Annotated in this window: 20 protein-coding genes; 13 read left to right on the forward strand and 7 right to left on the reverse strand. The window is 44.4% G+C overall.

Annotation, left to right across the window (positions count from 1 at the left end; all coding sequences use genetic code 11):
* The first annotated feature begins 21 nt into the window (after positions 1-21).
* Positions 22-1068, forward strand: a complete 1047-nt coding sequence (locus ABD744_RS03420) for a hypothetical protein (RefSeq protein WP_344795469.1) — start codon at positions 22-24, stop codon at positions 1066-1068.
* On the opposite strand, the gene ABD744_RS03425 is transcribed toward ABD744_RS03420, so the two are convergent.
* Positions 1036-1299 carry a hypothetical protein gene (locus ABD744_RS03425; RefSeq protein ID WP_344795471.1) on the reverse strand — a complete coding sequence of 88 codons (264 nt, stop codon included), beginning with the start codon at positions 1297-1299 and terminating at the stop codon, positions 1036-1038. The genes ABD744_RS03420 and ABD744_RS03425 overlap by 33 nt on opposite strands.
* Before the next feature lie 242 nt (positions 1300-1541).
* On the opposite strand from ABD744_RS03425, the gene ABD744_RS03430 reads away from it, so the two are divergent.
* The 3 genes from ABD744_RS03430 (at position 1542) to ABD744_RS03440 (ending at position 5288) form a co-directional block, all read left to right on the forward strand.
* Complete coding sequence (locus tag ABD744_RS03430; protein WP_344795473.1) at positions 1542-3467, forward strand: sensor histidine kinase; 1926 nt, start codon at positions 1542-1544, stop codon at positions 3465-3467.
* Positions 3468-3595: 128 nt separating this feature from the next.
* Positions 3596-4234, forward strand: coding sequence for a TetR/AcrR family transcriptional regulator (locus ABD744_RS03435; RefSeq protein ID WP_344795475.1), 639 nt, complete (start codon positions 3596-3598; stop codon positions 4232-4234).
* A gap of 247 nt (positions 4235-4481) precedes the next feature.
* A complete protein-coding gene (locus tag ABD744_RS03440; RefSeq protein ID WP_344795477.1) occupies positions 4482-5288 on the forward strand; it encodes a substrate-binding periplasmic protein in 807 nt (268 codons plus the stop codon).
* Between the two features lie 20 nt (positions 5289-5308).
* Here ABD744_RS03440 and ABD744_RS03445 read toward each other — a convergent pair whose 3' ends face one another.
* Positions 5309-6841, reverse strand: coding sequence for a SulP family inorganic anion transporter (locus ABD744_RS03445; protein ID WP_344795479.1), 1533 nt, complete (start codon positions 6839-6841; stop codon positions 5309-5311).
* A 559-nt stretch (positions 6842-7400) separates the two neighbouring features.
* On the opposite strand from ABD744_RS03445, the gene ABD744_RS03450 reads away from it, so the two are divergent.
* On the forward strand, positions 7401-10187 hold the full coding sequence (locus tag ABD744_RS03450; RefSeq protein WP_344795481.1) for a bifunctional aconitate hydratase 2/2-methylisocitrate dehydratase: 2787 nt from the start codon (positions 7401-7403) through the stop codon (positions 10185-10187).
* A 355-nt stretch (positions 10188-10542) separates the two neighbouring features.
* On the opposite strand, the gene ABD744_RS03455 is transcribed toward ABD744_RS03450, so the two are convergent.
* Entirely contained in the window at positions 10543-11154 is a 612-nt protein-coding gene (locus ABD744_RS03455; protein WP_344795483.1) for a DUF4124 domain-containing protein, read from the reverse strand.
* Here ABD744_RS03455 and ABD744_RS03460 point away from each other — a divergent pair.
* The 5 genes from ABD744_RS03460 (at position 11146) to ABD744_RS03480 (ending at position 14109) form a co-directional block, all read left to right on the forward strand.
* The gene (locus ABD744_RS03460; RefSeq protein ID WP_344795485.1) at positions 11146-11952 is read left to right on the forward strand and encodes a DUF4124 domain-containing protein; all 807 of its coding nucleotides are present in this window, start codon (positions 11146-11148) and stop codon (positions 11950-11952) included. The genes ABD744_RS03455 and ABD744_RS03460 overlap by 9 nt on opposite strands.
* A gap of 5 nt (positions 11953-11957) precedes the next feature.
* Positions 11958-12806, forward strand: coding sequence for a DUF4124 domain-containing protein (locus tag ABD744_RS03465; RefSeq protein WP_344795487.1), 849 nt, complete (start codon positions 11958-11960; stop codon positions 12804-12806).
* A 348-nt stretch (positions 12807-13154) separates the two neighbouring features.
* Positions 13155-13427 (forward strand): CopG family ribbon-helix-helix protein, encoded by a 273-nt coding sequence (locus tag ABD744_RS03470; protein WP_344795489.1) that lies wholly within the window; start codon positions 13155-13157, stop codon positions 13425-13427.
* 156 nt (positions 13428-13583) lie between these two features.
* Positions 13584-13832 carry a CopG family ribbon-helix-helix protein gene (locus ABD744_RS03475; RefSeq protein WP_344795491.1) on the forward strand — a complete coding sequence of 83 codons (249 nt, stop codon included), beginning with the start codon at positions 13584-13586 and terminating at the stop codon, positions 13830-13832.
* Complete coding sequence (locus ABD744_RS03480; protein WP_344795493.1) at positions 13813-14109, forward strand: type II toxin-antitoxin system RelE/ParE family toxin; 297 nt, start codon at positions 13813-13815, stop codon at positions 14107-14109. The genes ABD744_RS03475 and ABD744_RS03480 overlap by 20 nt, the downstream gene beginning before the upstream one ends.
* 10 nt (positions 14110-14119) lie before the next feature.
* Here the strand turns inward: ABD744_RS03480 and ABD744_RS03485 are convergent, their stop codons facing one another.
* The gene (locus ABD744_RS03485) at positions 14120-15133 is read right to left on the reverse strand and encodes a Fic family protein (RefSeq protein ID WP_344795495.1); all 1014 of its coding nucleotides are present in this window, start codon (positions 15131-15133) and stop codon (positions 14120-14122) included.
* A gap of 204 nt (positions 15134-15337) precedes the next feature.
* On the opposite strand from ABD744_RS03485, the gene ABD744_RS03490 reads away from it, so the two are divergent.
* Positions 15338-15862, forward strand: a complete 525-nt coding sequence (locus ABD744_RS03490; protein WP_344795497.1) for a hypothetical protein — start codon at positions 15338-15340, stop codon at positions 15860-15862.
* A gap of 113 nt (positions 15863-15975) precedes the next feature.
* Here the strand turns inward: ABD744_RS03490 and acnB are convergent, their stop codons facing one another.
* The gene (acnB, locus tag ABD744_RS03495) at positions 15976-18564 is read right to left on the reverse strand and encodes a bifunctional aconitate hydratase 2/2-methylisocitrate dehydratase (protein WP_344795499.1); all 2589 of its coding nucleotides are present in this window, start codon (positions 18562-18564) and stop codon (positions 15976-15978) included.
* A 416-nt stretch (positions 18565-18980) separates the two neighbouring features.
* On the opposite strand from acnB, the gene ABD744_RS03500 reads away from it, so the two are divergent.
* Positions 18981-19892 (forward strand): lipase family protein, encoded by a 912-nt coding sequence (locus ABD744_RS03500; protein ID WP_344795501.1) that lies wholly within the window; start codon positions 18981-18983, stop codon positions 19890-19892.
* Here the strand turns inward: ABD744_RS03500 and ABD744_RS03505 are convergent.
* On the reverse strand, positions 19825-21009 hold the full coding sequence (locus ABD744_RS03505; RefSeq protein ID WP_344795503.1) for an aminopeptidase: 1185 nt from the start codon (positions 21007-21009) through the stop codon (positions 19825-19827). The two genes, ABD744_RS03500 and ABD744_RS03505, sit on opposite strands and share 68 nt — an antisense overlap.
* 107 nt (positions 21010-21116) lie before the next feature.
* Between ABD744_RS03505 and ABD744_RS03510 the strand changes: the two genes are divergently transcribed.
* Entirely contained in the window at positions 21117-22589 is a 1473-nt protein-coding gene (locus ABD744_RS03510) for an SDR family oxidoreductase (protein WP_344795505.1), read from the forward strand.
* 59 nt (positions 22590-22648) lie between these two features.
* Here the strand turns inward: ABD744_RS03510 and ABD744_RS03515 are convergent, their stop codons facing one another.
* Positions 22649-24367 carry a hypothetical protein gene (locus tag ABD744_RS03515; protein WP_344795507.1) on the reverse strand — a complete coding sequence of 573 codons (1719 nt, stop codon included), beginning with the start codon at positions 24365-24367 and terminating at the stop codon, positions 22649-22651.
* Positions 24368-24565 lie beyond the last annotated feature (198 nt).

The following is a 24565-nucleotide window of genomic DNA, read 5'->3' on the forward strand; positions in this document are numbered from 1 at the left end:
GGATGAAACTAAGGAGTACTCTTGTCGGAACACATTCATCTGGAAAAATTTAAGCAAGGCAGTCAGGACGATCGCAGGTTTGTTACCTGGGATATCATCATGATGCTTGTTTTGTTTTCGAATCTGACGTTTTTGGTTGTCGATGCGTTGCTGACATGGGACGCCCTTGAAGGGTTTTGGATGTCGTTTCCGGGCCAAGGTTTAGATCTTTATTATGAATATGTAAGCCCTCACTTTTTATTGATTGATGGCGCATTTGTGGCCTTCTTCTTAACGGAGTTTTGTGTTCGTTGGGCCATCAGCCTGCACCGGAAAGAATATCCGGGCTGGTTCTTTTTTCCGTTGTTTCATTGGTATGATTTATTGGGGTGTATTCCGTTAGCCGAGTTCCGGTGGTTACGGCTATTGAGAATCGTATCCGTATTAATTCGCCTGCATCGTATGGGGGTGATTGATCTTAAAAACAATTTCTTTTATCGCAGGGTAAGCATTTATCATGACATCTTGGTGGAGGAAGTGTCCGATAAAGTGGTTTTGAACGTATTGAATGGTGTTCAGTCTGAGTTCGATAAGGATTACCCGCTGGGGAAGCGCATTGTTGATAATGTGTTTGCCCCTCATAAGACGGAGTTGATTCGTTGGATTGCCTCCGGTGTTGAAGGGTTTATCACGGAGCATTATCAGCTCAGCCGGGATAAAATTCAGGACGATATTCGCAAGCGAGTGGAGCTTGCCATTGAAAATCAAAGGGAAATGCAGACATTGGAGCGACTCCCCGTGATTGGCGATAAGATCAGTCAGGAAATTCAGAGGTTAGTCTCAGATGTTGCGTGGCAGGTTTTGGATGGTTTAATCAATGATATCGCGACCGATGGTAAGCAACCGGATATGGACTTGATCCTCGACGCACTGGTGTCTTCATTAGGGAATGAGAATCAGAAATTGCACGAACTGACACGCAACATGAGCATTCAGACCATAGAGGAAATTAAGCGGCAAGTGGCAATTAAAAACTGGAAAGCAGAGGTCCAGGCGTCAGTCGCTAACCCAGGGTTCGTTAAAGAATAGTGGGGCGCTGACTCGTATTTTATGGCTTCTCAGGTATTTTCCGTTCATGTAGTCTGCTATGCCGTTGATCACCGCCCGAGATTCTACATTCAGTCGAACCCAAACCACAGCGTCGTCATTGAATAGTTCGTTTTTGATGATGACATGTTTGACTCTGGGGCTATGATTGAACAAATCAAGGATCTCTTCTTCGGTTACATCGTTCGGAACCTGATCAATTCGTACAAACATTGTGGTATCCTTGTCACCTTTATTGGAACCGTGTTGGTTAGTCTAGATCATCCTAAGCGATAGAAGTTATTTTTAATCATCGAGTATAAGTTTAGTTGTTCACAAACTATGTTGATTACTTCTATACTAATCGCTTAAATCCAGATTTTTTTATCATTTTCAAAGACATATTCTCAAGGGACGAGTTAATGCCTAAAGCTGGCGACATATTTAAGAAATTTTTCTTGCCGGCAAGAAGCTTGATGAATCAATTGACGTATATTCAGAAGTTTATTCTCATCAGTGCGTTGTTCCTCCTGCCGGTTGTGTTACTCGGTTTTGGTTTGGTCGCTGAAATTCAGCGAAATCTGGCGATTACTCATGTTGAGCGCCAAGGTTTGCAAATGATGTCGAATGTCTTTCGCTTGATTCGGGAAGCGTCTGAGTATCGGGATCGCTCCATTATCCTTAGAGTGAATGACCAGAAGGAAATTCGGGATCAGTTGGATGTTCAGCGCAAGAAAGTTGAACACATGATCTCTGAAATCAACGAAATTGTTACGCTGTTTGGTGACGCTGAAATTGATCATCAGGTGAAACAGGTGCACGTCAGCTGGAAGCAACTTAACAGTTACTCCTCTGGTGCCCAAGGTGGGCCTCACATTCAGTTCAAGTATTACGACAGCTTTGTCAGAACCATTCAATCATTGGTTGATGTGATTGGTTATCGAACCAAACTTGCGCATGACCCGAACTTAAATACTTTCCTTTTGATCAATATGTTGTCTGATGACATGCCCATTGCGCTCAGAGAACTGGGGCGCAGCAGAGCTTATGGTGTTTATGCCCTGAATCAATTAAGTGTCGATCATGATACCTATCTGCAACTGGACGAAATTTACGATGATTTAACCGACAGCTTCCATTTGTTAAGTAACAACATGGGCTATGCGGTGGCGGAAAACCAGAAGTACAGAATACCGTTACAAAGAGGTGTCGATCGAATCATTACCGGGGTACTGCAAGGCCGGGATTTGATGTACGACGAAATCATTGAAGCGGATCGCCGTGAAATGGCTTGGCAAGAGTATTATGCGCATCTTTCTGATATTCATGCCGGTGTGTATGACTTTATTGATGAGCTGATCGGGATCGTGGTAAACCAGCTGGATGATCGTGCCGGTGAAGAACGTAAAAAGCTCAATGCGTTTATGGCATTAACCGGTGTGTTAATGCTGATCATTATTTATCTTTATGCTGGTATGTATCGATCAATTCACGATACGTTGAAAGTGTTCGTGGCGAGGGCAAGGTCTGTTTCCGGTGGTAACCTGGATGCGTCTATGCCTGTGGAAACTAAGGATGAAATGCGGGAATTAGCGGAGTCGTTCAACCAAATGGTTGGGCAGTTATCGCAGAACCAAAAAGATTTGGTAGAAGCTCGGAAGCTTGCATCCCTTGGTCACTTAGTGGCGGGTATTGCCCATGAAATGAATACCCCTCTGGGCGTGTCTCTCACCGCAATCAGTTATTTAGAGCAGCAATACCAACACGCTAAAACTTTATTTGATGACAATAAGTTGTCGACCAAAGACTTTCACGATTTGGTCGTCGCCAATGAAGAATCGATGAGTCTGATAAAAAGGAATTTAGGAAAAGCTTCCAATCTGGTGTCCACGTTTAAAATGTTGTCGGTTCAAAGTGAGCCGGAGAAATGGAACCGTCTGGAGCTGAAAGAATATTTATACGATCTTCCTTCCCGTTTGGATTTGGCCAAAGAGTTAGATGATCGCATTGTCATTTCATGTTCGGATAATATTTCTTTGTATGTGGATGAGGAGCGGTTAACGACGCTGTTTTCTGTGCTCATCAATAATGCCTTCACCCATGGTTACATGTCCGACGACAGTGGTGAGGTCATTATTACTGCAAAACTGGAGGGTGAAAAAGTATTTGTTTCCGTTGAAGATCATGGTCGAGGCGTTGATGAGCAGCTGGCTGAGCAGATCTTCGATCCATTTGTGACCACTACCCGTAATCAGGGCGCTGCTGGCCTTGGCTTACACATAGCTTACAACATTGTATCTCAGGCACTGTTTGGGCAAATCAAATGCGTTTCCAAGTTAGGTCGGTTCACTCGTTTCGAAATTACCATGCCGATTGATTTCAGAGAAACCGATTCAAAATAAATCAGAACTTTTTTATTGATTAGTTTGTCTATAGCTCCTTGTTACGATAAATTACTTGATTGAATGATCAATTAACTTAAATTGTTCATACTCTTTTTTAATATTTCACACATTAGAGCTCTCTAAACATGTCGAAATCCTCTGTTGGAAGACCTGCTGTATCTGACCAGAATGAAATCTCGGTCAGAGAAAGGCTATTGATGGCCGCGAAGAAATCGTTTCTGGAAGACAGCTATGAGAAGGTATCTACCCGACGAATTGCTACGATGGCAGACACCAGTATCGCAATGATCCGGTATTACTTCGGGAACAAAGAAGGCTTGTATCAGGAATTGATTCGTACTCAATTCATCCCCATTGCTGAGCGTTTGACGGCGCTTCAGAATTCAGATGACATTGACAGTCTGGAATCCTTCTTTGAAGTGTATTACAAAACCATGGTGCCTGATCAGCAGTTTCCGCTGCTGATGATGAGAACGCTTTCTTTGCAACAAGGCCCGAGTCGAAAGTACATTTTGGATAAAATAGTTGATCCAATGCGTCATGCGATTTACAAGATTATAAAGCGCCTTCAGTTTAAGGGAAAAATAGACGCTTCTTTGGATGCTGAGATGATTGGCATCAGTATGCTGAGTATGGCAGTGATGCCGATGCTGGCTAAAAGTGTGTTTGAGTACCATAAAGGGGTCGATTTAGGTCTGGATTTTTATCTGGAACTGGCGAAGCACAATGGCCAGATATTACAAACTGGCTTGAGAGGCCAATAAAGCCTCTCTCAGAATAACGGGGCTTATGGCGTTTTCATGGCGTCCTGAGCGACCATCTCCGGTAATGATAATTAAACAGGGAAGTTATGTTCCCTGCTTTTTGCATTTGGTATGCCTGTTCGATTTCAGTGCTCGAACGTGATCCGGCTTTCAGTCTACAATAGTTTCAGTGAGTGTCTGATTTTCGAGCTTTCGAGCTTTGGAATCTGTGGGTGCGAGGAGACTGATTTGAGGAGGGAAGGTTCAGTTGGGTAAAGCAAAGGTTTCCAGGAGGATGATGGACTTTGTGGTCGTGCTACTGGGCTGGCTTTGGCTGGCGGTGGTAAATGCAGAAACGATTGAAGACCCGATTTTATTGGTAACAGAAGCCTGGCCGCCTTATGTGTATGAAGTAAACGGGCAGTCTCAAGGTTTTGATTGGGAGACCAGTCAGCATCTTCTCAAAGTTATGGGTTATCAGCCGACACTGAAGTTTCTGCCTTGGAAACGAGCCGTGAAAATGGTTGAGGCCGGGAAGGCGGCTGCGTTATTGGGGGTGATTTACACGCCTGAGCGAGACGCTTTTATGATGTACCCTAAAGAACACCTTTCTTTGACCGAAAGTACGCTGTTTGTAAAATCCCGGGAACCGTTTATTTATGATTCGTTAGCGTCTTTGGCGGGGTTATCGATAGGAATTCAGTCCGGTTATGTATATTCCAAAGCGTTTTCTGAAAGCACTTTGTTTAAGCGTGAGCCGGCGGGCACGATGGCCAGAAATTTTCAGATGCTGAATCTTGGTCGAGTAGACTTGGTGATGGCAAATCGATATGTAGGCTTGCATACTCTGAAACAAATGGGATTAACCGGTATTGTTCCTTCTGAAGCGTCGGTCTCTTCGGGAAAAGTGTACATCGCGTTCAGTCGTGCTCATCGGGCGGTTGAACGTGTAGAGGAATTTGACCGACGGCTGAAAGCCTTTAAAACCAGCGAGGCTTATCAAGCCATTATGAAAAAGTACTTAGTTCAGGAGGAGGGCAGGGTTAACAAGTTATTGCCTGTTAACCCTGACTAGTTTCAACGACCTGCTGGATGTTAAGCCAGCTTGTCTGTGGCTACATGGTAATTCGGATCTTCCAGAACATTTGCTTCAACCATATCACCCGCTTTGCTAAGTAGAATCTTACATTCCGGACTTAAGTGGCGAAGGTGCAGTTTTTTGCCTGCTTTGATGTAACGTTCTGCCAGCGTGTCCAATGCTTCAATACCTGAGTGGTCTGAAACGCGGGAGTGCTGAAAATCAATGATGACATCATCCGGGTCTTTCTTTGGATCGAACAGTTCCAGGAAGTTAGCCACAGAACCGAAAAAGATAGGGCCGTGTAGCTTGTAGACTCGGCTGCCTTCCTGATCTTCTGTGTCCACATAAATGTGTTTGGCATGTTCCCACGCGAATACCAGTGCAGAAACAATCACGCCGACAATCACCGCGATGGCCAGGTCGGTGGCAACTGTTACGCCGGAAACCAGCACGATCACAAACGCATCCTGCTTAGGGATCTTACGCATGATGCGGAAGCTGGACCATTCAAATGTACCAATCACAACCATGAACATAACACCGATCAGAGCCGCAACCGGGATTTGTTCGATCAGATCGGACGCAACCAAAATGTAAAGTAAAAGGAATACAGCGCCGGTGATGCCTGACAGGCGGCCGCGACCCCCTGAGTTTACGTTGATCATGCTTTGGCCGATCATCGCACAACCGCCCATGCCACCGAAGAAGCCTGTAGTGACGTTTGCTGCACCTTGAGCGATACATTCTTTATTGCCTCGACCGCGAGTTTCGGTCAATTCATCAATCAAACTAAGCGTCAGCAGGCTTTCGATCAAACCAATAGCGGCAAGAATGAATGCGTACGGAAGAATGATGTACAGTGTTTCCAGGTTCAGCGGAACCATAGGAATATGGAACTCAGGCAGCCCACCACCAATAGAAGCAACATCGCCGACGGTTTTGGTGTTTAAATCCAGACCGATTACGGCTAAAGAAACTGCAATAATCGCAACCAGGGATGACGGTACAGCAGTCGTTAGCTTAGGCAGGAAATGGATGATGAACATGGTGATGGCAATCAAACCAAGCATCATGTAGAGCATACTGCCTTCCATCCATTCCATGTTGCCCGTGTCCGGGTTGGCAACCTGAAACTGTCCGAGTTGAGCAAGGAAGATAACGATCGCCAGGCCGTTCACAAAGCCGAGCATTACGGGGTGGGGAACCATGCGAATGAATTTGCCGAGCTTAAATATACCTGCTGCTACCTGAATTATTCCCATCAGAACGACGGTGGCAAACAAGTACTCTACGCCGTGCTGGCTTACAAGTGACACCATCACAACAGCAAGTGCACCGGTTGCACCAGAAATCATGCCAGGACGGCCACCAAAAACAGCGGTAATTAAACCGACGAAGAAAGCTGCGTACAGACCTACTAAAGGTTCTACGCCTGCAACAAAAGCGAATGCAACCGCTTCCGGTACAAGAGCAAGAGAAACGGTCAATCCCGAAAGAAAGTCGTTCTTTGCGTTGGCAGGGGTGAATTTATTAATCAGAGAAAACATTGTGTGCCTTTTGTGACATGAACCTATACCCGCTCAGTTGAGTTAACTGACTGACTATATTCGCCATGGTTTATTTGGTTAAAAATCGCGCGGTATTCTATCAAATTAATCCATTGTCAGACAGAGGCGAACCCTCTTTGGTGACAAGAAAAATCAGCCAATCAAGAAACTCCAACATGAATGAGGCAATACATTGAGTGATTCTTTCAAATAAACGCAATCTGAGGTCATGCATTGTGCTCAGTTTGGTAAAGACGGTAATCTTCCCCCTTTTTTAATAGCCAACGGGAAAGAAAACCCAAAACAGTGCAAATTGAAAGTCGCCAGATATCCTTGCCCTTTCTTTGTACACTTTTACCCATATTCATGAAATGAATAGCGAATATAATCAGGATTTCCTACATTTATAGCTAAAAATCCGTCGGCTTGCCTTTAACTTATAGGGGGACCTAACCTATAATTCGCCCGATAATTTTTTAGGGGAGCCCCGCGTGCTCCTGGCCAGTGACCGGAAAACATAATGGTCACGGAATAACTTGATGTTGAGTGAGATATTCAGATGAGCTTGTATTCAGATTACCTAGCAGAGATTGAGGTTCGTAAAGCGGATCTTGGCCTAAACCCGAAACCGATCGATAGCGCTGAATTGCTATCTGAAATCATTGCCCAGATCAAAGACACTGGCAATGCAGAGCGCGAAGCGTCTCTGAACTTCTTCATCTACAACACGCTACCTGGTACTACGCCAGCAGCGGGTGTTAAAGCGGCTTTCCTAAAAGACATCGTTCTAGGTAAAGAGACTGTTGCTGAAATCTCTCCTGAGTTCGCACTTGAGCAATTGTCTCACATGAAAGGCGGTCCTTCTGTTGAAGCACTTTTGGATATTGCGCTTTCTGACGACGCTAACTCTAAAGCGGCTGGCGAAGTTCTAAAAACTCAAGTATTCCTATACGACGCTGACACAGCTCGTCTAGCGGACGCTTTCAAAGCTGGCAACGCCATTGCTAAAGACATCCTGGAAAGCTATGCCAACGCTGAGTTCTTCACTAAGCTTGACGACATCCCTGAGAAAATCGAGGTTGTAACTTACATCGCTGCAGAAGGTGATATCTCTACTGACCTTCTTTCTCCAGGTAACCAGTCTCACTCTCGTGCAGACCGTGAATTGCACGGCCAGTGCATGATCACACCTGAAGCTCAACAAGAAATCGTTGAACTAGGTAAGAAACACCCGAACGCCAAAGTGATGCTAATCGCTGAAAAAGGCACCATGGGTGTAGGTTCTTCTCGTATGTCTGGTGTGAACAACGTTGCACTATGGGCGGGTGAGAAAACTTCTCCATACATTCCATTCGTAAACAACAAACCAGTTGTTGCGGGTACTAACGGTATCGCTCCTATCTTCCTAACCACAGTTGGTGTAACTGGTGGTATCGGTCTTGACCTTAAAAACTGGGTTAAGAAAGTAGACGCTGACGGTAACGTAGTAACTGACGCGAACGGCGACGCTGTACTAGAAGAGAAATTCTCTGTTGCTACTGGTACTGTTCTTACTATCGACACTAAAGCTAAGAAGCTTTACAACGGTAGCGAAGAGTTGACTGACATTGCAGACGCGTTCACTCCGCAAAAAGTTGAATTCATGAAAGCCGGCGGTTCTTACGCTGTAACTTTCGGTAAGAAACTACAAACGTTCGCTGCTGAAACGCTAGGTGTTACTGCGCCTGTTGTTTACGCTGCGTCCAAAGAGATTTCTCACGAAGGTCAAGGCCTAACTGCTGTTGAAAAAATCTTCAACCGTAATGCAGTGGGTGTTGCTTCTGAAACGCCTCTACACACTGGTTCTGACGTTCGCGTTAAAGTGAACATCGTTGGTTCTCAGGACACGACTGGTCCTATGACTTGTCAGGAACTGGAAGCTATGGCTGCTTCTACTATTTCTCCAAGTGTTGATGGTGCTTTCCAATCTGGTTGTCACACTGCATCTGTATGGGACAACAAAGCTAAGGCAAACACGCCTAAGCTAATGGCATTCATGAACGCATTCGGCGTAATCACTGCACGTGACCCGAAAGGCGTTTACCACTCAATGACAGACGTAATCCACAAAGTATTGAACGACATCACTGTTGATGATCGTGCAATCATCATTGGTGGTGACTCTCACACTCGTATGTCTAAAGGTGTAGCCTTCGGTGCTGACTCCGGTACAGTTGCAATCGCTCTAGCTACTGGTGAGTGTGCAATGCCAATCCCTGAGTCTGTAAAAGTTACTTTTAAAGGTAACATGAAGCCTCACATGGACTTCCGTGACATCGTACACGCGACTCAAGCTCAAATGCTTAACAAGTTCGGCGAGAACGTTTTCCAAGGTCGCGTAATTGAAGTACAAATCGGTACGCTATTGGCTGACCAAGCGTTCACCTTTACTGACTGGACTGCAGAAATGAAAGCGAAAGCTTCAATCTGTATCTCTACTGACGAAACTTTGATTCAGTCTCTAGAGCTTGCGAAATCTCGCATCCAGATCATGATCAACAAAGGCATGGAAAACGAAGCTGGCATGCTACAAGGTCTTATCGACCTAGCAGACAAGCGTATTGCTGAAGTTAAATCTGGCGAAGCGCCTGCGCTTGCTCCGGACGACAACGCTAAGTACTTTGCTGAGCTAGTTGTTGACCTAGACGCAATTGACGAGCCAATGATCGCTGACCCAGACGTAAACAACGAAGACGTTTCTAAGCGTTATACGCACGATGTGATCCGTCCAGCTTCTTACTACGATGGCCGTAAGGTTGACCTAGGCTTCGTTGGTTCTTGTATGGTTCACAAAGGTGACATGCAAATCATCGCTGCCATGCTACGTAACCTAGAGAAGAACGGTCCAATCACGTTCAACGCTCCTCTGGTTGTTGCACCACCAACGTACAACATCGTTGACGAGTTAAAAGCAGAAGGCGATTGGGATATCCTATCTAAATACGCTGGTTTCACTTTCGACGACGCGCATCCAAAAGAAGCAGCTCGTACTAAGTACGAAAACATTCTGTACCTAGAGCGCCCTGGATGTAACCTATGTATGGGTAACCAAGAAAAAGCAGAAGCAGGTGATACTGTTCTTGCTACTTCTACCCGTCTGTTCCAAGGCCGTGTTGTAGAAGACACTGCTGAGAAGAAAGGTGAGTCTCTACTAGGTTCTACGCCAATGGTTGTTCTTTCTACTATCCTAGGTCGTTTCCCGACTCTAGAAGAGTACAAAGCAGCGGTTGAAGGTATCCACCTAACTTCTTTCGCGCCGCCTGCTGAAGATCTAGCACGTCCACAGATTCCTCTGAAAGCTGTATAATATTGCTTTAGAGTCTGGCGTCGGTAACGACGTCTGAATCTGAAAAACAAAAGCCCAAACAATGAAAGTTGTTTGGGCTTTTTTGTGTTTGGCATTTATTGAGGCCTTGTTCTGGCTGAGACCTATTCTTTTGACCGATTTTCTAGTGATTCCCCGTATTTTCTGAGATTTAATGTAAAGTCTTGAGGATTGTGAGGTGATAGACTGGGTGCTTTCTTATGGTGACTGTTTGCTTTATTTTGGGTCCATTCCACAGAGCGTTCAAGAAGTGGGAGGGTTACGCTGGGGGATTATCGTAAAGGTTCAAAGCAATAATAAACAAGGGAGTCATTATGTGGCACTTCTTTATTATTGATTACAAATCTGAGGAGAACAGTTTTTTAAGTTTTTTAAATTCATTGGACGAGTTATTCTTTTCCCTGTTTGTCTTTTTATAGCAGTTCATCCAGTCTTGGGCTTCCTGGCCTGAAAGTGTTCCTTTTTCTTTGTTACAGTGTTGTTTTTTGTATGATGACGTACGGTTATTAATAGTGAGTAATTCTTTATATCTCTTCTTTAATTGATTAATTTCGTTCTCTTTTTTTCTTAGTTGAGACTTTGAGAAGTTAACAATGCACTTTAGCTCTTCTTCATAATCTGAATTCTTCGTTGTTTGGTTTGAATTGAGGTTCTCTTTTGCAACAAGTCCAGCTCTTTTTACTGAGATTAGATAGTCGATACTGGAAGATCTGTTCAACGATATGGGGGAGCTTCCGCAGTAATAGTAGCCATTTATCTTTCTTGCTCTGAATCGAGAACTGGAGTTGTAATCTAATTCCTGCGTTTGATTTTTTGGACTTTGATTAGAAGGAGGTGTTTGTGTGAAGTGTGTCACACCATTCTTATCTGTCCATTTATATAGCCCGGAGTAAGACTTTTCTGTTGTTATAATGCAAATCAAAACAAGGAGGTAGAATAAGTGTTTCATAACAAATTTTATAGGTTGGTTATTATTACGTTCTCGTTAATTATGTCGGCTGTTATATCACAAGGTGTGAATGCAGGTGTATATAAATGGGTTGATGAGAATGGAAAAGTTCATTATGGAAATGTACCAGGATCAGCTTCTGCAAAATCAGTGATGGTTCAAGAATCTAATAAAAAGAAAAGTTCAGGAGACCGTAATCAAAGAGTGAGCGGGCGTTGGTATGCTAAAAAGAACTCTTATGTCACTCTTAAGTATGTGTTTAATTACGACAAGTTCTTCCTATTTGAATATATTTCAAACGGAAGCAGTTACAGATCAAGAGAGATTGGCAAAGGAAAGCTGTCTCAAAGTAAAAATATTCTTGAATTGACCTACTTCGAACATTTCACAGATAAAGAGAAGCTGGATACTGTTGAGCGATATGAAATTGTCTCGAATTCCAATAATAGTTTGGTATTACTGTCTGAAAATTTTAAAGAAATGCATTTAAAGAGAACGTCAAGTCAGGGTAATCAGTCCCAAGATATTAAAGGAACGTGGCGTTTTGGCAATTTGCTCTATGAGTTCGAAGGTTCACAGTTTTTGGTTAAGAACAGCAGCAAGCTTATTCAGGTCGGAAGTTGGAAAATGCAGGATCCAAAAATGACTTTGGATTATGTAGCTGATTTTGTAAAACCAGTTGATCATAGGCAAGGAAAAACGAAAACCTGGATCAAGAAGTTTGTGAATTACAACTCAATGGGCTTTGTAAGTCAGGATACAGGTGAGACGTTAAACTTTGTTAGGGTTGCGGAGTAAGTGAAATGAAAGTTGTATTAATAAAGCTATGCATTGGATTAATCTGTGTTGTCTGTTTAAGTGGTTCAAAAGTTTTTAAATGGACAGATGAAAATGGTCAGGTTCATTTTGGTTCAGCTCCAACTCCTCAAAATATTAAATCTGCCAAAGAAACAAAGTACTCAACTAAATCAAACTCTTCTCAAAGTCTTGAGGACGTTATTTACGGTATTTGGTTCGGCTCCATTGGTGGTCAAACGATCAGATTTGAAGTTTTAGAAGAAGGCTATCAATGGACAAAAGGGCCGTTTGGTCTTGTTTCTCTTGGAGATATTATTCCTGTTTCTGGTAGTTGGAAAATAGAAAAAAACAGGCTGGAATTAATAGACAAAAAGTCCCCTTCATTGAATAAGTCTCTTTTGGTTAAGAAGGTTAAGCGATATCAGATGTCTTTTATCGATCTTAAGTCAAAACAAAAAGTCACTTTTTATAAAATGAAACCTTCGCGGGAAAATCTAACGGAACAGGAAGAACTCCTTAGGGGGAACTGGCGTCGAGTTAGAGGGCCAAAGAATGATAAAACCGTTGGGTACTGGAGTATTAAGGATGGGGAAATTTCCAGTTATTCCCAACCCCAAAATAATTATATGGGGCGTATGATTCATCTTAATCCAAATGATATTGAGACAAAAGGAAACTGGAAGATTAAAGGCGAGAATGTGATCATTAGTAATGTCGCCGGATTCAAGCATAAAACTCATAAAACTGGTAAAATCGAGATTTGGAAACTGGATTCACTGGATCACAGAAATGCTTTACTTATTAACCGTTCAAGTGGTGAACGTGTTTTTCTAAAACGAAAACGCACTAAATAGACGATCAAAAAAAGGGCTTCTATGTGAGACTGTGTAAAAACAGAGTTCAATAGGCTTTTAAAAGAACCTCGCTTTGGCGGGGTTTCTTGTTTAAGCGGTGCTATTTCTGTCAGCCAAAAAAAACCGCCAGCTTCGTATGGCGGTTTTTCATTTCAGATACTAATCAACTCAGGCAGAAATTAAACCTCAACAGAACCTGTTTCGGCTTTCGCTGCGTACGCTTCCATCTTGTTTGTTATGTTTTGATTTTGCATTGATAGGTTAATTTAGTGCTTACAATTTAAGCGACCATTAGCCCAACCTGTGTCAGAGTATTTAAAGGTACCTTTTATTCATGAGGCAAAATCAATGGCGACATCAGTAAAACTTGACGACAACTTGAAGAGTCGAGTTCAGAATTTGGCTGAAGCACGAAATCGCTCCGCACATTGGATCATGCGTGAAGCAATCCGTGATTATGTTGACCGTGAAGAAAAGCGAGAAGCGTTAAAACAAGATGCATTACATACTTGGGAGTCTTATCAACAAAATGGACTTCATTTGACGATGGAAGAAGCAGACGATTGGTTGGCTAAGCTTGAAGCTGGTGAAAATGTCGAGTTGTCTAAGTGTCATGTCTGATTTGCTCGAGTCATAATGAGAGGGTGTTTGCCAAAGTCGTGAACGTCGAAGATATAGGAATAGCGGAAGAGGGCTTGTTATTAGCCACAGAGGGTAATGACAGAGAAAACTGGATTGGCTATCATTGAGATTCTAAGAGAACCTCGGAGAACCGCTATGCCATTAAAAGCTACCTCAGTAAGATTGGATGATGAAACCTTAGCCCGAGTTGGTCAGATGGCTGAAGCGATGGACAGGCCTCGTGCATGGCTAATGGCTGAAGCTATTAAACAATATGTGGCTCGTGAAGAGTGGTTTATCCAAGAAGTGGAGAAGGGTGTGAAAGCCGCTGATGAAGGTCGCTTGATCGACCATTCAGATATTAAAGCCAAGTGGGAGGCTAAGCGTGCAGCTCAAATGGACTGACTTAGCTGACAATGACTTAGATAAGATCGAAGCCTACATCACCAAAGATAACAGCTCCATAGTTGCAATTGATGTTGTCATGAACATTATTGATAGCACCCACCTAATTCTCCCTGTGCACCCACGTGCTGGACGCCAAGGACGCGTAAAAAATACGCGAGAACTGGTGATTGACGGCTTACCGTTTATTGTGATTTATCGGGAGCATGTGTCGGCAAACTTCATTGAAGTATTACGTGTTTTACACGAAAATCAGCAATGGCCGACTGCGGATTAAAGCGTCGTGATCACTTTAGACGATACTTCTGTAAACGGCTATTGGGCTTATCAGGAATGGTCATTTCAATCAAATTAGCGTCTAAGGCTGGCTTTAGATAGCGTTCACGAAATGACTTACGATCTTTTAAACCTAAAAGTGTCTGTAACTCTTCTCGATTTAACGGTTGGGCACTATCTTTCAGTACTTTCAGCAATAGCTCCACTTGGGGGGTGACTTGAGGTGTGACTTGGGGGCTCACTTGAGAAAAGAGATCTTCCGAGCCGGTTAGGTTATCTTCTATCGCTGCCAAAATATTGTTCAACATAAACTCAATAAAAGGGGCCGAATCCGTAGCTTGTGTACTCCGATTGATTGCTTGATAGTACTCATCCTGCTGGGCATAGACCATACTCTCGACAGGGAGTTGAGCAAGTAGTGGGTTCCATTGACTTAATATCAGCGTCTGCCATAGCCGCCCCATACGGCCATTGCCATCTGAGAACGGATGGATAAATTCAAACTCATAGTGAAAAACAGAGCTGACAATCAATGGGTGATGATCGGTACTGGGTAACCAACTCAACAAATCTGCCATAAGGTTTTTAACCCGGTTAGAAGGTGGAGCCATATGAACCACTTGCTCGCCTTTCATCACACCTACATTGCCAGCACGATAGTATCCTGCATCATCAATCAAACCTGCCATTAGGGTCTCATGAGCTTTTAGTAAATCAGTCTCGCTCTCTGGCTGCCAGCTTTCAAATAACTCATAAGCTTTAATCGCATTCCGTGCTTCCTGTACCTCTTTGGGGGGCGCAATAACTCGCTTGCCTTCTATAATCGCCGTGATTTGCTCTTCACTTAACGTATTCCCCTCAATGGCCAATGATCCCTGAATAGTACGAATGCGGTTGATTCGACGCAGGCGTAAATCTAGTTGTTTTTCAGACACAGCCGCCAAATAGCCCAGCTTTTCGCTGATGTTTGAAATCTGGCGAATGATGGCTGGGGTGATAGAGAACGGGGGTTGATAAGCGCTCACTTTATAAGATCCGAGACTTTAAATATTTCTCTCATCAAAACTCTCTCCTGATTCTTGCTCTATCGAACGGCACATACTCTCCAACACTGGGTAGTGCTTCTAAACTACGTTTCAAATTTTGGGGGAGAGGTCAGGTGCGTTATTTCTATTGAGTGCATGATAGAATTCTACTTTAATTCAACCATATAGAATAAGGAAGAGAAGTTGATCAAGAGAAACTGCCAATTACTGATCTTTATATTTATAGTAATTTTAGCTCAGGGATGTGCAACAACAAAACCAAAATCTTTTGCAAGTGGTCGTGCAGCTCTACCTACTGAGGCAATTATTCTGGTGGGTGTTAAAGGCGATCAGTATGTTGAATACATACAATTCCTGAGGGACCGATTTCCGCCTGCATCGAATCATTACTTTGAGCCAATTAATAATGATGTAATAGCCTTGCCAATAGATATTGTTTCAAACGATCTCCATATTGCAGTGTTTGGAATTTCTGGAGTGGGAAGAGGATATGTTTCAAACTTTAGTTATGGCTATCAAACTGTTGAGAATTCATTTATCGATATCACAGAAGCAGAAGTGTATTATTTTGGTACTCTTACTACTGGAAATAGTAGTGATTCCCATACGTTTGATCACTCTTTAGATCAAGAAATGGTTGAGTTAGCTAAAGATAAGTATAAGAAATTGATAGGAAACAGAAAAATTATTTCTGTGAATATTGATTAGGTAGAGAACCAGAACAACTCATAGATTAAAAGCATAAAAAAAACCGCCAGCGTTCGCATGGCGGTTTTTATTTCTGATATTAATCCACTCAGATACTTATCAATTCAGATATATCAAACCTCAACAGAAGCCGTTTCAGCTTTTGCTGTGTACGCTTCCATCTGGTCGAAGTTCAGGTAGTTGTAAACTTCATCAGACTTAGCATCCAGAGATTTGGTGTACTCGAAGTACTCTGCCGGTGTAGGCAGCTTACCAAGGATCGCACCCACAGACGCGAGTTCCGCTGACGTTAGGTAAACGTTTGCGCCATCACCCAGACGGTTAGGGAAGTTACGCGTGGAGGTCGAAAGAACCGTGGTGTTTGGAGCAACTCGTGCCTGGTTACCCATACACAGAGAGCACCCAGGAACTTCAGTACGAACACCGGAAGTACCGAAGGTGTTGTAGTAACCTTCTTCCATTAACTGAGCTGCGTCCATCTTAGTCGGAGGCGTCATCCAGAAGCGTGTCTTAAGACCGCCTTTGTGTTGAGATAGAAGCTGACCAGCGGCACGGAAGTGACCGATGTTGGTCATACAAGAGCCGATGAATACTTCGTCTACAGTGTCGCCAGCCACTTCAGAAAGTAGTTTCGCGTCATCAGGGTCGTTCGGGCAGCACACGATTGGTTCTTTGATTTCGTTAAGGTCGATCTCTAGAACGTGCTTGTACTCAGCGTCGGTATCCGCTTCCATAAGCTCTGGGTTAGCCAGCCAAGCTTCCATCGCCTGAGCACGACGCTCAAGAGAACGTGGGTCGCCGTAACCTTCAGCGATCATCCAGCGTAGCATAGTGATGTTAGACGTTAGATATTCTTTAACCGCTTCTTCAGATAGCTTAATCGTACAGCCCGCTGCAGAACGCTCCGCAGATGCATCAGACAGTTCGAACGCCTGTTCAACCGTAAGGTTATCAAGGCCTTCAATTTCCAGTACACGACCAGAGAATTCGTTGATCTTACCGGCTTTTTCTACCGTCAATAGGCCTTCTTTAATGCCGTAGTAAGGAATCGCGTGTACCAGGTCACGTAGAGTGATGCCTGGCTGCATTTCACCTTTGAAGCGAACCATAACAGACTCAGGCATGTCCAGCGGCATAACACCGGTTGCCGCTGCGAATGCAACCAAACCAGAACCCGCAGGGAAAGAGATACCCATTGGGAAACGAGTATGAGAGTCACCACCCGTGCCTACTGTGTCTGGAAGTAGCATACGGTTCAACCAAGAGTGGATGACACCGTCACCTGGGCGAAGTGCTACACCACCACGCGTTTGGATGAAGTCTGGCATGGTGTGCTGCATTTCAACGTCAATTGGCTTAGGGTAAGCGGCAGTGTGACAGAAAGACTGCATCACAAGATCCGCAGAGAAACCAAGACAAGCCAGGTCTTTCAGTTCGTCTCGCGTCATGGGGCCCGTGGTGTCCTGAGAGCCAACCGTCGTCATCTTAGGCTCACAGTATTGACCAGGGCGAACACCCTCAACACCACACGCATTACCCACCATCTTCTGAGCAAGGGTGAAGCCCTTAGTGCCTGCTTCCGGGTCAACTGGTTTGCGGAAAACGTCAGAAGCTTCTAGGCCAAGTGCTTGACGTGCTTTGTCAGTCAAACCACGACCAATGATGAGAGGAATACGACCGCCAGCCTGAACTTCGTCCAGAATTACGTCGGATTTGAAGGCGAACTCAGAGATCGTTTCTCCGTTCTGGTTAATGATTTTACCTTCGTATGGACGGATGTCGATCACGTCGCCCATGTTCATTTTGTCTACAGGCGCTTCGAATACGAGTGCGCCAGCGTCTTCCATGGTGTTGAAGAAGATAGGCGCCACTTTAGAACCGATACAAACACCGCCCGTACGTTTATTAGGTACACCTGGTATGTCGTCACCGAAGAACCAAAGTATAGAGTTAGTCGCAGACTTACGAGAAGAGCCTGTACCAACCACGTCACCAACGAATGCTACGGGAAGACCTTTCGCTTTGATCTCCTCTATCTGAGACATAGGGCCGGTTACACCGTGCTCTTCAGGCGTCAAACCGTCACGAGTCATTTTGTAGGCTGCGCGAGCGTGAACAGGGATGTCAGGGCGAGACCATGCGTCTGGTGCTGGAGAAAGGTCGTCGGTGTTGGTTTCACCCGTAACCTTGAATACCGTCATTTTGATGCTTTCAGCAACCTTGTTTTTCTTGGTGAACCATTCAGCGTTTGCCCAAGATTCAACAACTGCTTTAGCTACTGCGTTACCTGCGTCCATTTTTTCTTTAACGTCGTTGAACGCATCGAACATCAACAGAGTGTTTTTAAGTTGCTCACCTGCCAGTTCTGCAAGGTCGGCATCGTCAAGGAGCTCTACCAAAGTAGCGATGTTGTAACCACCTTGCATCATGCCCAGAAGTTGAACTGCTTTTTCTTTAGATACCAGCGGAGACTCAGCTTCGCCCTTAGTGATTGCCGTCAGAAAACCAGCTTTAACGTAAGCCGCTTCATCAACACCCGGTGGGATACGGTTTTCAAGAAGGTCAACCAGCGTTGTTTCTTCACCCGCTGGTGGATTTTTGAGTAGTTCCACTAGACCCGCTGTTTGTTCTGCATTTAATGGCTTTGGTGGAACGCCTTGTTCAGCACGTTCTGCGACGTGTGCGCGATAAGCTTCTAACACGGTTTGTAACCCTCATCAGTTGAGTTTCATATGAGTTCTTTCTTATAAAAAGAAATCATAGACGGTCGACTTTGTTCCAGCGACCTTCAATTTGGTGTAAGAATTTTATTGAAAAACTTTCTAAAAGATGAGCGGATTGTAGACAAAATTGAGATATTGTCAACAATAGGTATTTAAGTATGATGATTTATGGGGATGATGGAATTAAAATTAATATATTGTCGACAATGTTCTTTTGGACACAAAAAGCCGAAATCACCATTTCAATAAATCCAGCTTTAAAGCATCTAAATCGAATACAATTACTTATGCAGTTCCTTAAGAAAAACGCCATATTTGGTGGTTAAAGTAAAGTATGGCTTATTAAGCGTATAAAATGCGTTAATGTTCATGGATAGAAGTGAGAAACTGCCGTTTTGAAATTTGATCACTCTTGGCAAGCTTTATTGAGACCGGATGTTAGCTCGTACTATTTTCCTAACTTTCAGCGGTGGCGTTTTGATCCCGGAAAAACCTCATACGACCCGGTGAATGCACTTTGGTTGAGCGAGCTGTCTCGCTGGGTATATCGCTCAGATCGTGATCAATATCGTTCAGCCTATAATGCCAGCATGGTTCACCCCGAGCTTGAGATGATCAACCTACGTGAAATGTACTTCATTGCAGAACAGGGGATGCAGGCCAGTCTTTTGGTGTCTTCCACCAAACCGCGCTGGGCGGTGTTGGCCTTTAGGGGCTCTTCTGAGCCAACCAATTGGGTTCACAATTTTAATACCGGGTTATCCCCCTGGTTTGGTGGGGGCTTGGTGCATCAAGGTTTTTTAGAAGCCTTAATGAAAATTTGGGAACCCGTCAGGCATCGCCTCAGGCGGCTTAGAATGCCGGTCTTCTTCGCAGGGCACAGCTTGGGGGGCGCGTTAGCAACGTTAGCTGCGGCGGATTATTCACCCACAGCGCTTTATTTATACGGTGCGCCCCGAGTCGGGGATGGTGATTTTGCTTCCAGCTTATCCGGTGTGCCGGTTTATCGAATGGTGAATCACACAGATATGGTTTGCTGGTTACCGCCGGCAACATCGCCATTCCGGTTCCGGCACGTTGGTGAACTTCATTATTATTCTTACTCAGGCAACAAATACGTGAATCCGGACGATGAGTTCATTGAGTATGACCGGAGAATACGGGTTGGCAGTACCCGAGCAGAGATGCACACCAAGAGCTGGACGGACCCGCCCAAACGATTATCGGACCACTCACCGATTAACTATTCGGCGAATATTTACAGGGAAGTGATTCAGCATCCTTTGTATAAGAATCAGCTTGATTAAGTGGATGGGAGGCGTATTTTTTTGCGTAATTCTCTAATACTTGCTGACGGCGCTCTTTCGGTTGCTCCGAGAGTTCTGTCGCGGCCTGATAAAAAGCAGGGTAGTCGTATTCACAAATTTCTATCCAGTTTTTGAACGCAGGCACCCATTGGCTGTAGGTATTGACCAGTGCTAAACGGGCATTGTTGATTGGTTTATTAAACCAACCGTCGTAACCTGCGTACCCTGACCACTGATTCTCTTTCAATTGTTGGTAGTTTTCTTTCAATGTTTGGATGATCGTTGCTTTGGCTTTCAGCTTTTCTGAACGCGATAAATCGCTGTTGTATAGGGTTTCTAATTCGGATTGGGTCGACTTTAATAATCGAATGAAATCGCTTGATCGTTTTCTGCGTTGTTCGTAAATCTTGATTTTATCGGTCTGACCTTTCAGCCACAGTTCAACGGCACTTTCTTCGACGGCGCTGGCGAAACTCTCGTTAAAGGTGCTGTCTCCCTTCAGATATAACACCTGGTGCGCGAGTTCATGAAAGAGCAGGGCGTGGAGACCAACCTCATCTCTCCTGAAAAAGGTTGATAACACCGGATCATTAAACCAGCCGAGTGTGGAGTAGGCGTCAGCGCCGCCTACGTGCACATCCATATTGCCTTCTTCAAAAATCTGTTGTGCGTAATCCTTCGCATCCTGCTGTGCATAATAACCACGATAGGACGCGCATCCTACAAAGGGGTAACACCATTGTCTGGGCGCGAGTGAGTCATCGGGCGTTGCCACTACACTCCATATCGGGTACTTGCCTTCCAGCTGAACGAACTTACGGTAGTTGGTTTGTGCTTGAGGCATACCGAGATTTTGCTCTGCGAAATCCAATGCCGAGATGACTTCTTTCATGCGTTTTTTGGTTTTTTCGTTGGTGTTTGGATCGTTGATTAACGCTTCGATGTATTCTTGGTTGGCCATGATGGATAAATGACCGGAAATGGCCTGGCTGTAATAGCCTATTTGTTCGCACCCTTGAAGTAGGCCGACCAATAACAAAGCCAATGAATGAGTAATTACTCTAAATGCCAACGGGGTTAGAAAAGTAAAACTTTTTAAGCATTTCGTCTGATTCATGTGTTGGCTCGGTTCATCCGTGGTGTATGGTTACGTCTAATGATTTATTATGAATAAAAATCATTGTATACAAAGCAGTTTAATAAAAATAATAAAGGAGTTGCGACATGAGCAGCCCGTCCTATTTATCCGTTCAGCAAGAACTCGCAGGAAAAAACATCCTTATTACCGGAACAACCGGCTTTTTGGGCAAGGTTGTTTTGGAAAAACTACTCAGAAAAGTCCCGGATGTCTATCAAATCACGCTGTTGGCTCGTAAAGGCAATCAATATTCATCGGCCAAAGAACGAGTGTATCAAGACGTCATTGCCAGCTCTGTGTTTGATCGCATGCGCTCTGAAATGGGTGATATGTTTGAGTCGTTTTTGGACAGCAAAATGACTGTGGTGGAAGGTGAGTTAACCCAAACAGCATTTGGTATGGCGGCGGATGAGTTTTGTTCTCTTGCGGAAGACATCGACCTTGTCATTAATTGTGCGGCCAGTGTTAACTTTCGGGAAGCACTCGATCAGGCCATTCGCATCAATGCACTTTCTGTAGAGAACCTGGTTGAACTTGTTAAGGCGGCGGGTGGCGTGCCTATGATTCAGGTCTCAACCTGCTATGTGAACGGTCTTAATCAAGGGTGCATAAAAGAGCGTATTTATGCTCCGAAATTCCACCGGTTGAAAGAATTTGAAGATGGCAGCTTTCACGTTCGGCCTTTGATTGAAAAGTGTCTTGAAGAGTGCGAGCTTGTGGATGAAGCATCTGCCTCACCGGAAGAATCGGAACATCAACGTATACGTTTAGGTGGAAAAATTGCCCGGGAATATGGCTGGAACGATACTTATACATTCACAAAATGGATGGGCGAGCAGCTTTTAATTCAGCAATTAAAAGGCTCTGGCATCTCTATTGTAAGACCGTCTATCATCGAAAGCACGCTCAGGGAACCCGTTGCCGGCTGGATTGAAGGCATCAAAGTCGCTGATGCTTTGATTTTTGCCTATGCTCGGGGCAAATTAAGTTTTTTTCCCGGCGATGATAAGGGCATTCTGGATGTGATACCGGCAGACCTTGTTGCCAACAGCATAATTCTCGCATCTGCTGAACAGGTGGCGTCGCCTAAGAACTATCGTGTTTATCAAAGCTGCAGCAGTACTGATAACCCGATTCAGCTCAAAGATTTTATCCAATACGTCATGAAAGAATCGCAGGGGAATTATAAAAACTACCCTAAGCTCTTCAAAAAGAAGCCTTCGGCCAAATTTAAAACCGTCAGTGATTTCACCTTTCAAAGCGTCATGCGAGGACTTCAGTTTGCTGCGTTCGGCCGGGGACTGTTCCAGCCAAAGCTGCGTCGTAAGCTGGTGGACAAAGTGACCACCTCCAAAGAATTAGCCAAGATTTATTCGTTTTATACTGCGCCTCGTTACCAGTTTGATAACACCAAGCTGAAAAGCCTGTGGCGACAGTTTAATTTGGATGATCAGAAAGATTACACAGTCAGTGCAAGTTGTTATGACTGGCAAGAATACATCGCAGAAGTACATATAGCTGGTTTGCACAAATTCGTGCTGGAAGAGCGGGTGGCTTGAAAGTAACAAACCCGATCAGTGACCGGGTTTGTTTTGCATCCGACTTTGTTTACAGGGGATTACTTGTAACTTGGCTTGATGCTCTGGTTAGTTTTAGGTTCCAGTGCTCGAGTATTGGCGGGAGTAGCGAAGGCTTCGAAATTTTCTTCTATAAGTCCTTCCTCTATAGGACCTTCTTCTAAACCATCTTCGACCCAGCCTTCAACAAACTCTTGTACAGGGACTATGGTTGGGTTCAGGTTTGCGTCTACTTCAATGTTGAACACTGCCCACTCTTCGGTAAGTGGGTTTGTGGCTTCACTGGGTGAAAAGAAAATTTCTTGCTCTCCGATGGTTAGTTTCACGCGGGCAGGGGAGCTAACAATGTCTGACTCATTAGAGAATTGATGTACGAGATACTGATAGGTGCCAGGGTATGGGAAACGGGGAATTGAAATAACTTCAGGGCCAAAGCTGCTGGTGTCGTCAACATCAAGGTCCATGACCACTTCGTTAACTATCACGGGATGATTGCCGTAATACACATGGAATTGTTCGGTACCATCTGCGTTGGCAGGGCCGAATAAATGGGAATCCAGGTCGTCAGGTGCTTCTCCCCAGGTTAGCGAGATATTCACCGCATCTGGAGAAAGGACAAGACAGTTGTTTGTTAAATCAACGTCAGTATTATCTGTGTCAACTTCCAGGGTATTGCTGACCGCGCCATTACGGGCGCTGATCAGTACATCAGAATTGAAACGCGCAGGCAGTGAAAATAATCCGGCGTCATTGCTGGTGGTATTGGCACTTCCGATATAGTCTCTGCCTTGCGAAGTGACGTCGGCATTTGCAACGGGCTCACCGGTTTCATCAACGACACAGCCGTTAATATTAATTGTTTCATACACTTTGTCGGCATTCCAAACCGTGAAGTGGCTGACAGTGCCTTCGTAGACATAGGTATTATTTGCAAGCTGCGTTAATGTCGCAATGCCTTCTTCCACCCAATATCCGGTGGTTTCGTCGAAGTAGAACAGCGGGATCGTAGCATCCGCAGTATTAGGATTAATACCAGAAGCCAATGGAATGCGAATAGTTGCCGTTTGGTTTTCCGCTAAGTTAAGTTCTTCGCCGTTGCTGTCTTCAAATACAGCACTGATGGCTCCGAAAGATTCGATTAGGCTGACATCGCCTTGGTTGTCGATGGTTTGGTAATTGCCTGGCATTAAGGACGGGTCGGCGCTTGGATCAATAATGGTTAACCGGCCACTTACGTCTCCTTCCGGAGTATTGCCGTTATTGTCCACCAGTGAATTTGCGGCTAACTCGATAACAGGTGTAGTACCCAGTTCTATGGTGCTGTCCGTTTCCGGGTCAAACACAGCGTTTACATCGACAGGCTGAAGAGCCAAGTTCGCAGCTGTAACTCTGCTTTCCTGATCTTCGTTCAGAACAATGATGGAATATTCACCGAATTCGTCGTTTTGACCACTAATGACTAAACGAGTCGGGACGTTGTCATAAGACAAGGAGAACCGGCCACTGTTATCCGTTGTTGTTTCGCCTAACTCAGTGTGAACACCATTTATATCGCCAGCGATACTGATCGAGGCATTATCAACGTGTTCCCCGGTGTAAAAGTTTACTGCCGTACCTGATACGGTAAATGCAGCTGCATCGCTCTCGCCAGGTGTATTATCAGAATCAGAATTGCTACAACCAACGAGAGCGGTTGACGAGATGACTGCGGTAAACAGTAGCGATTGGCTAAAACGGGTTCCTTGGGTAAATGATTTCATAGACGCTCCTTATGTCCATATTTTTTGTATGGCGGAGACTACACAATGAATGTGTACAGTGGAATTACATTTGTTTTCCAAGAAGCGATTTTGTTAATAAATATCACTAAAATCGCAGGTGGTGTGCATGTTATTTACTACTTTGTCATTAGCGAGTAAGAGAGACATAAACCGTTTGGTGACGAATGGGGCGTCCAC

Origin of the sequence: Litoribacillus peritrichatus, assembly GCF_039537985.1 — a bacterium.
In the GTDB taxonomy this organism is placed as follows: Bacteria; Pseudomonadota; Gammaproteobacteria; order Pseudomonadales; family Litoribrevibacteraceae; genus Litoribacillus; species Litoribacillus peritrichatus.

Coding starts and splice junctions, on each gene's coding strand:
- ABD744_RS03445 (WP_344795479.1), bottom strand. CDS start 6,841: ATGTTTTCTCTGATTAATAAATTCACCCCTGCCAACGCAAAGAACGAC.
- ABD744_RS03515 (WP_344795507.1), bottom strand. CDS start 24,367: ATGAAATCATTTACCCAAGGAACCCGTTTTAGCCAATCGCTACTGTTT.
- ABD744_RS03510 (WP_344795505.1), top strand. CDS start 21,117: ATGAGCAGCCCGTCCTATTTATCCGTTCAGCAAGAACTCGCAGGAAAA.
- ABD744_RS03465 (WP_344795487.1), top strand. CDS start 11,958: ATGAAAGTTGTATTAATAAAGCTATGCATTGGATTAATCTGTGTTGTC.
- ABD744_RS03475 (WP_344795491.1), top strand. CDS start 13,584: ATGCCATTAAAAGCTACCTCAGTAAGATTGGATGATGAAACCTTAGCC.
- ABD744_RS03425 (WP_344795471.1), bottom strand. CDS start 1,299: ATGTTTGTACGAATTGATCAGGTTCCGAACGATGTAACCGAAGAAGAG.
- ABD744_RS03450 (WP_344795481.1), top strand. CDS start 7,401: ATGAGCTTGTATTCAGATTACCTAGCAGAGATTGAGGTTCGTAAAGCG.
- ABD744_RS03430 (WP_344795473.1), top strand. CDS start 1,542: ATGAATCAATTGACGTATATTCAGAAGTTTATTCTCATCAGTGCGTTG.
- ABD744_RS03470 (WP_344795489.1), top strand. CDS start 13,155: ATGGCGACATCAGTAAAACTTGACGACAACTTGAAGAGTCGAGTTCAG.
- ABD744_RS03505 (WP_344795503.1), bottom strand. CDS start 21,009: ATGAATCAGACGAAATGCTTAAAAAGTTTTACTTTTCTAACCCCGTTG.
- ABD744_RS03435 (WP_344795475.1), top strand. CDS start 3,596: ATGTCGAAATCCTCTGTTGGAAGACCTGCTGTATCTGACCAGAATGAA.
- ABD744_RS03455 (WP_344795483.1), bottom strand. CDS start 11,154: ATGAAACACTTATTCTACCTCCTTGTTTTGATTTGCATTATAACAACA.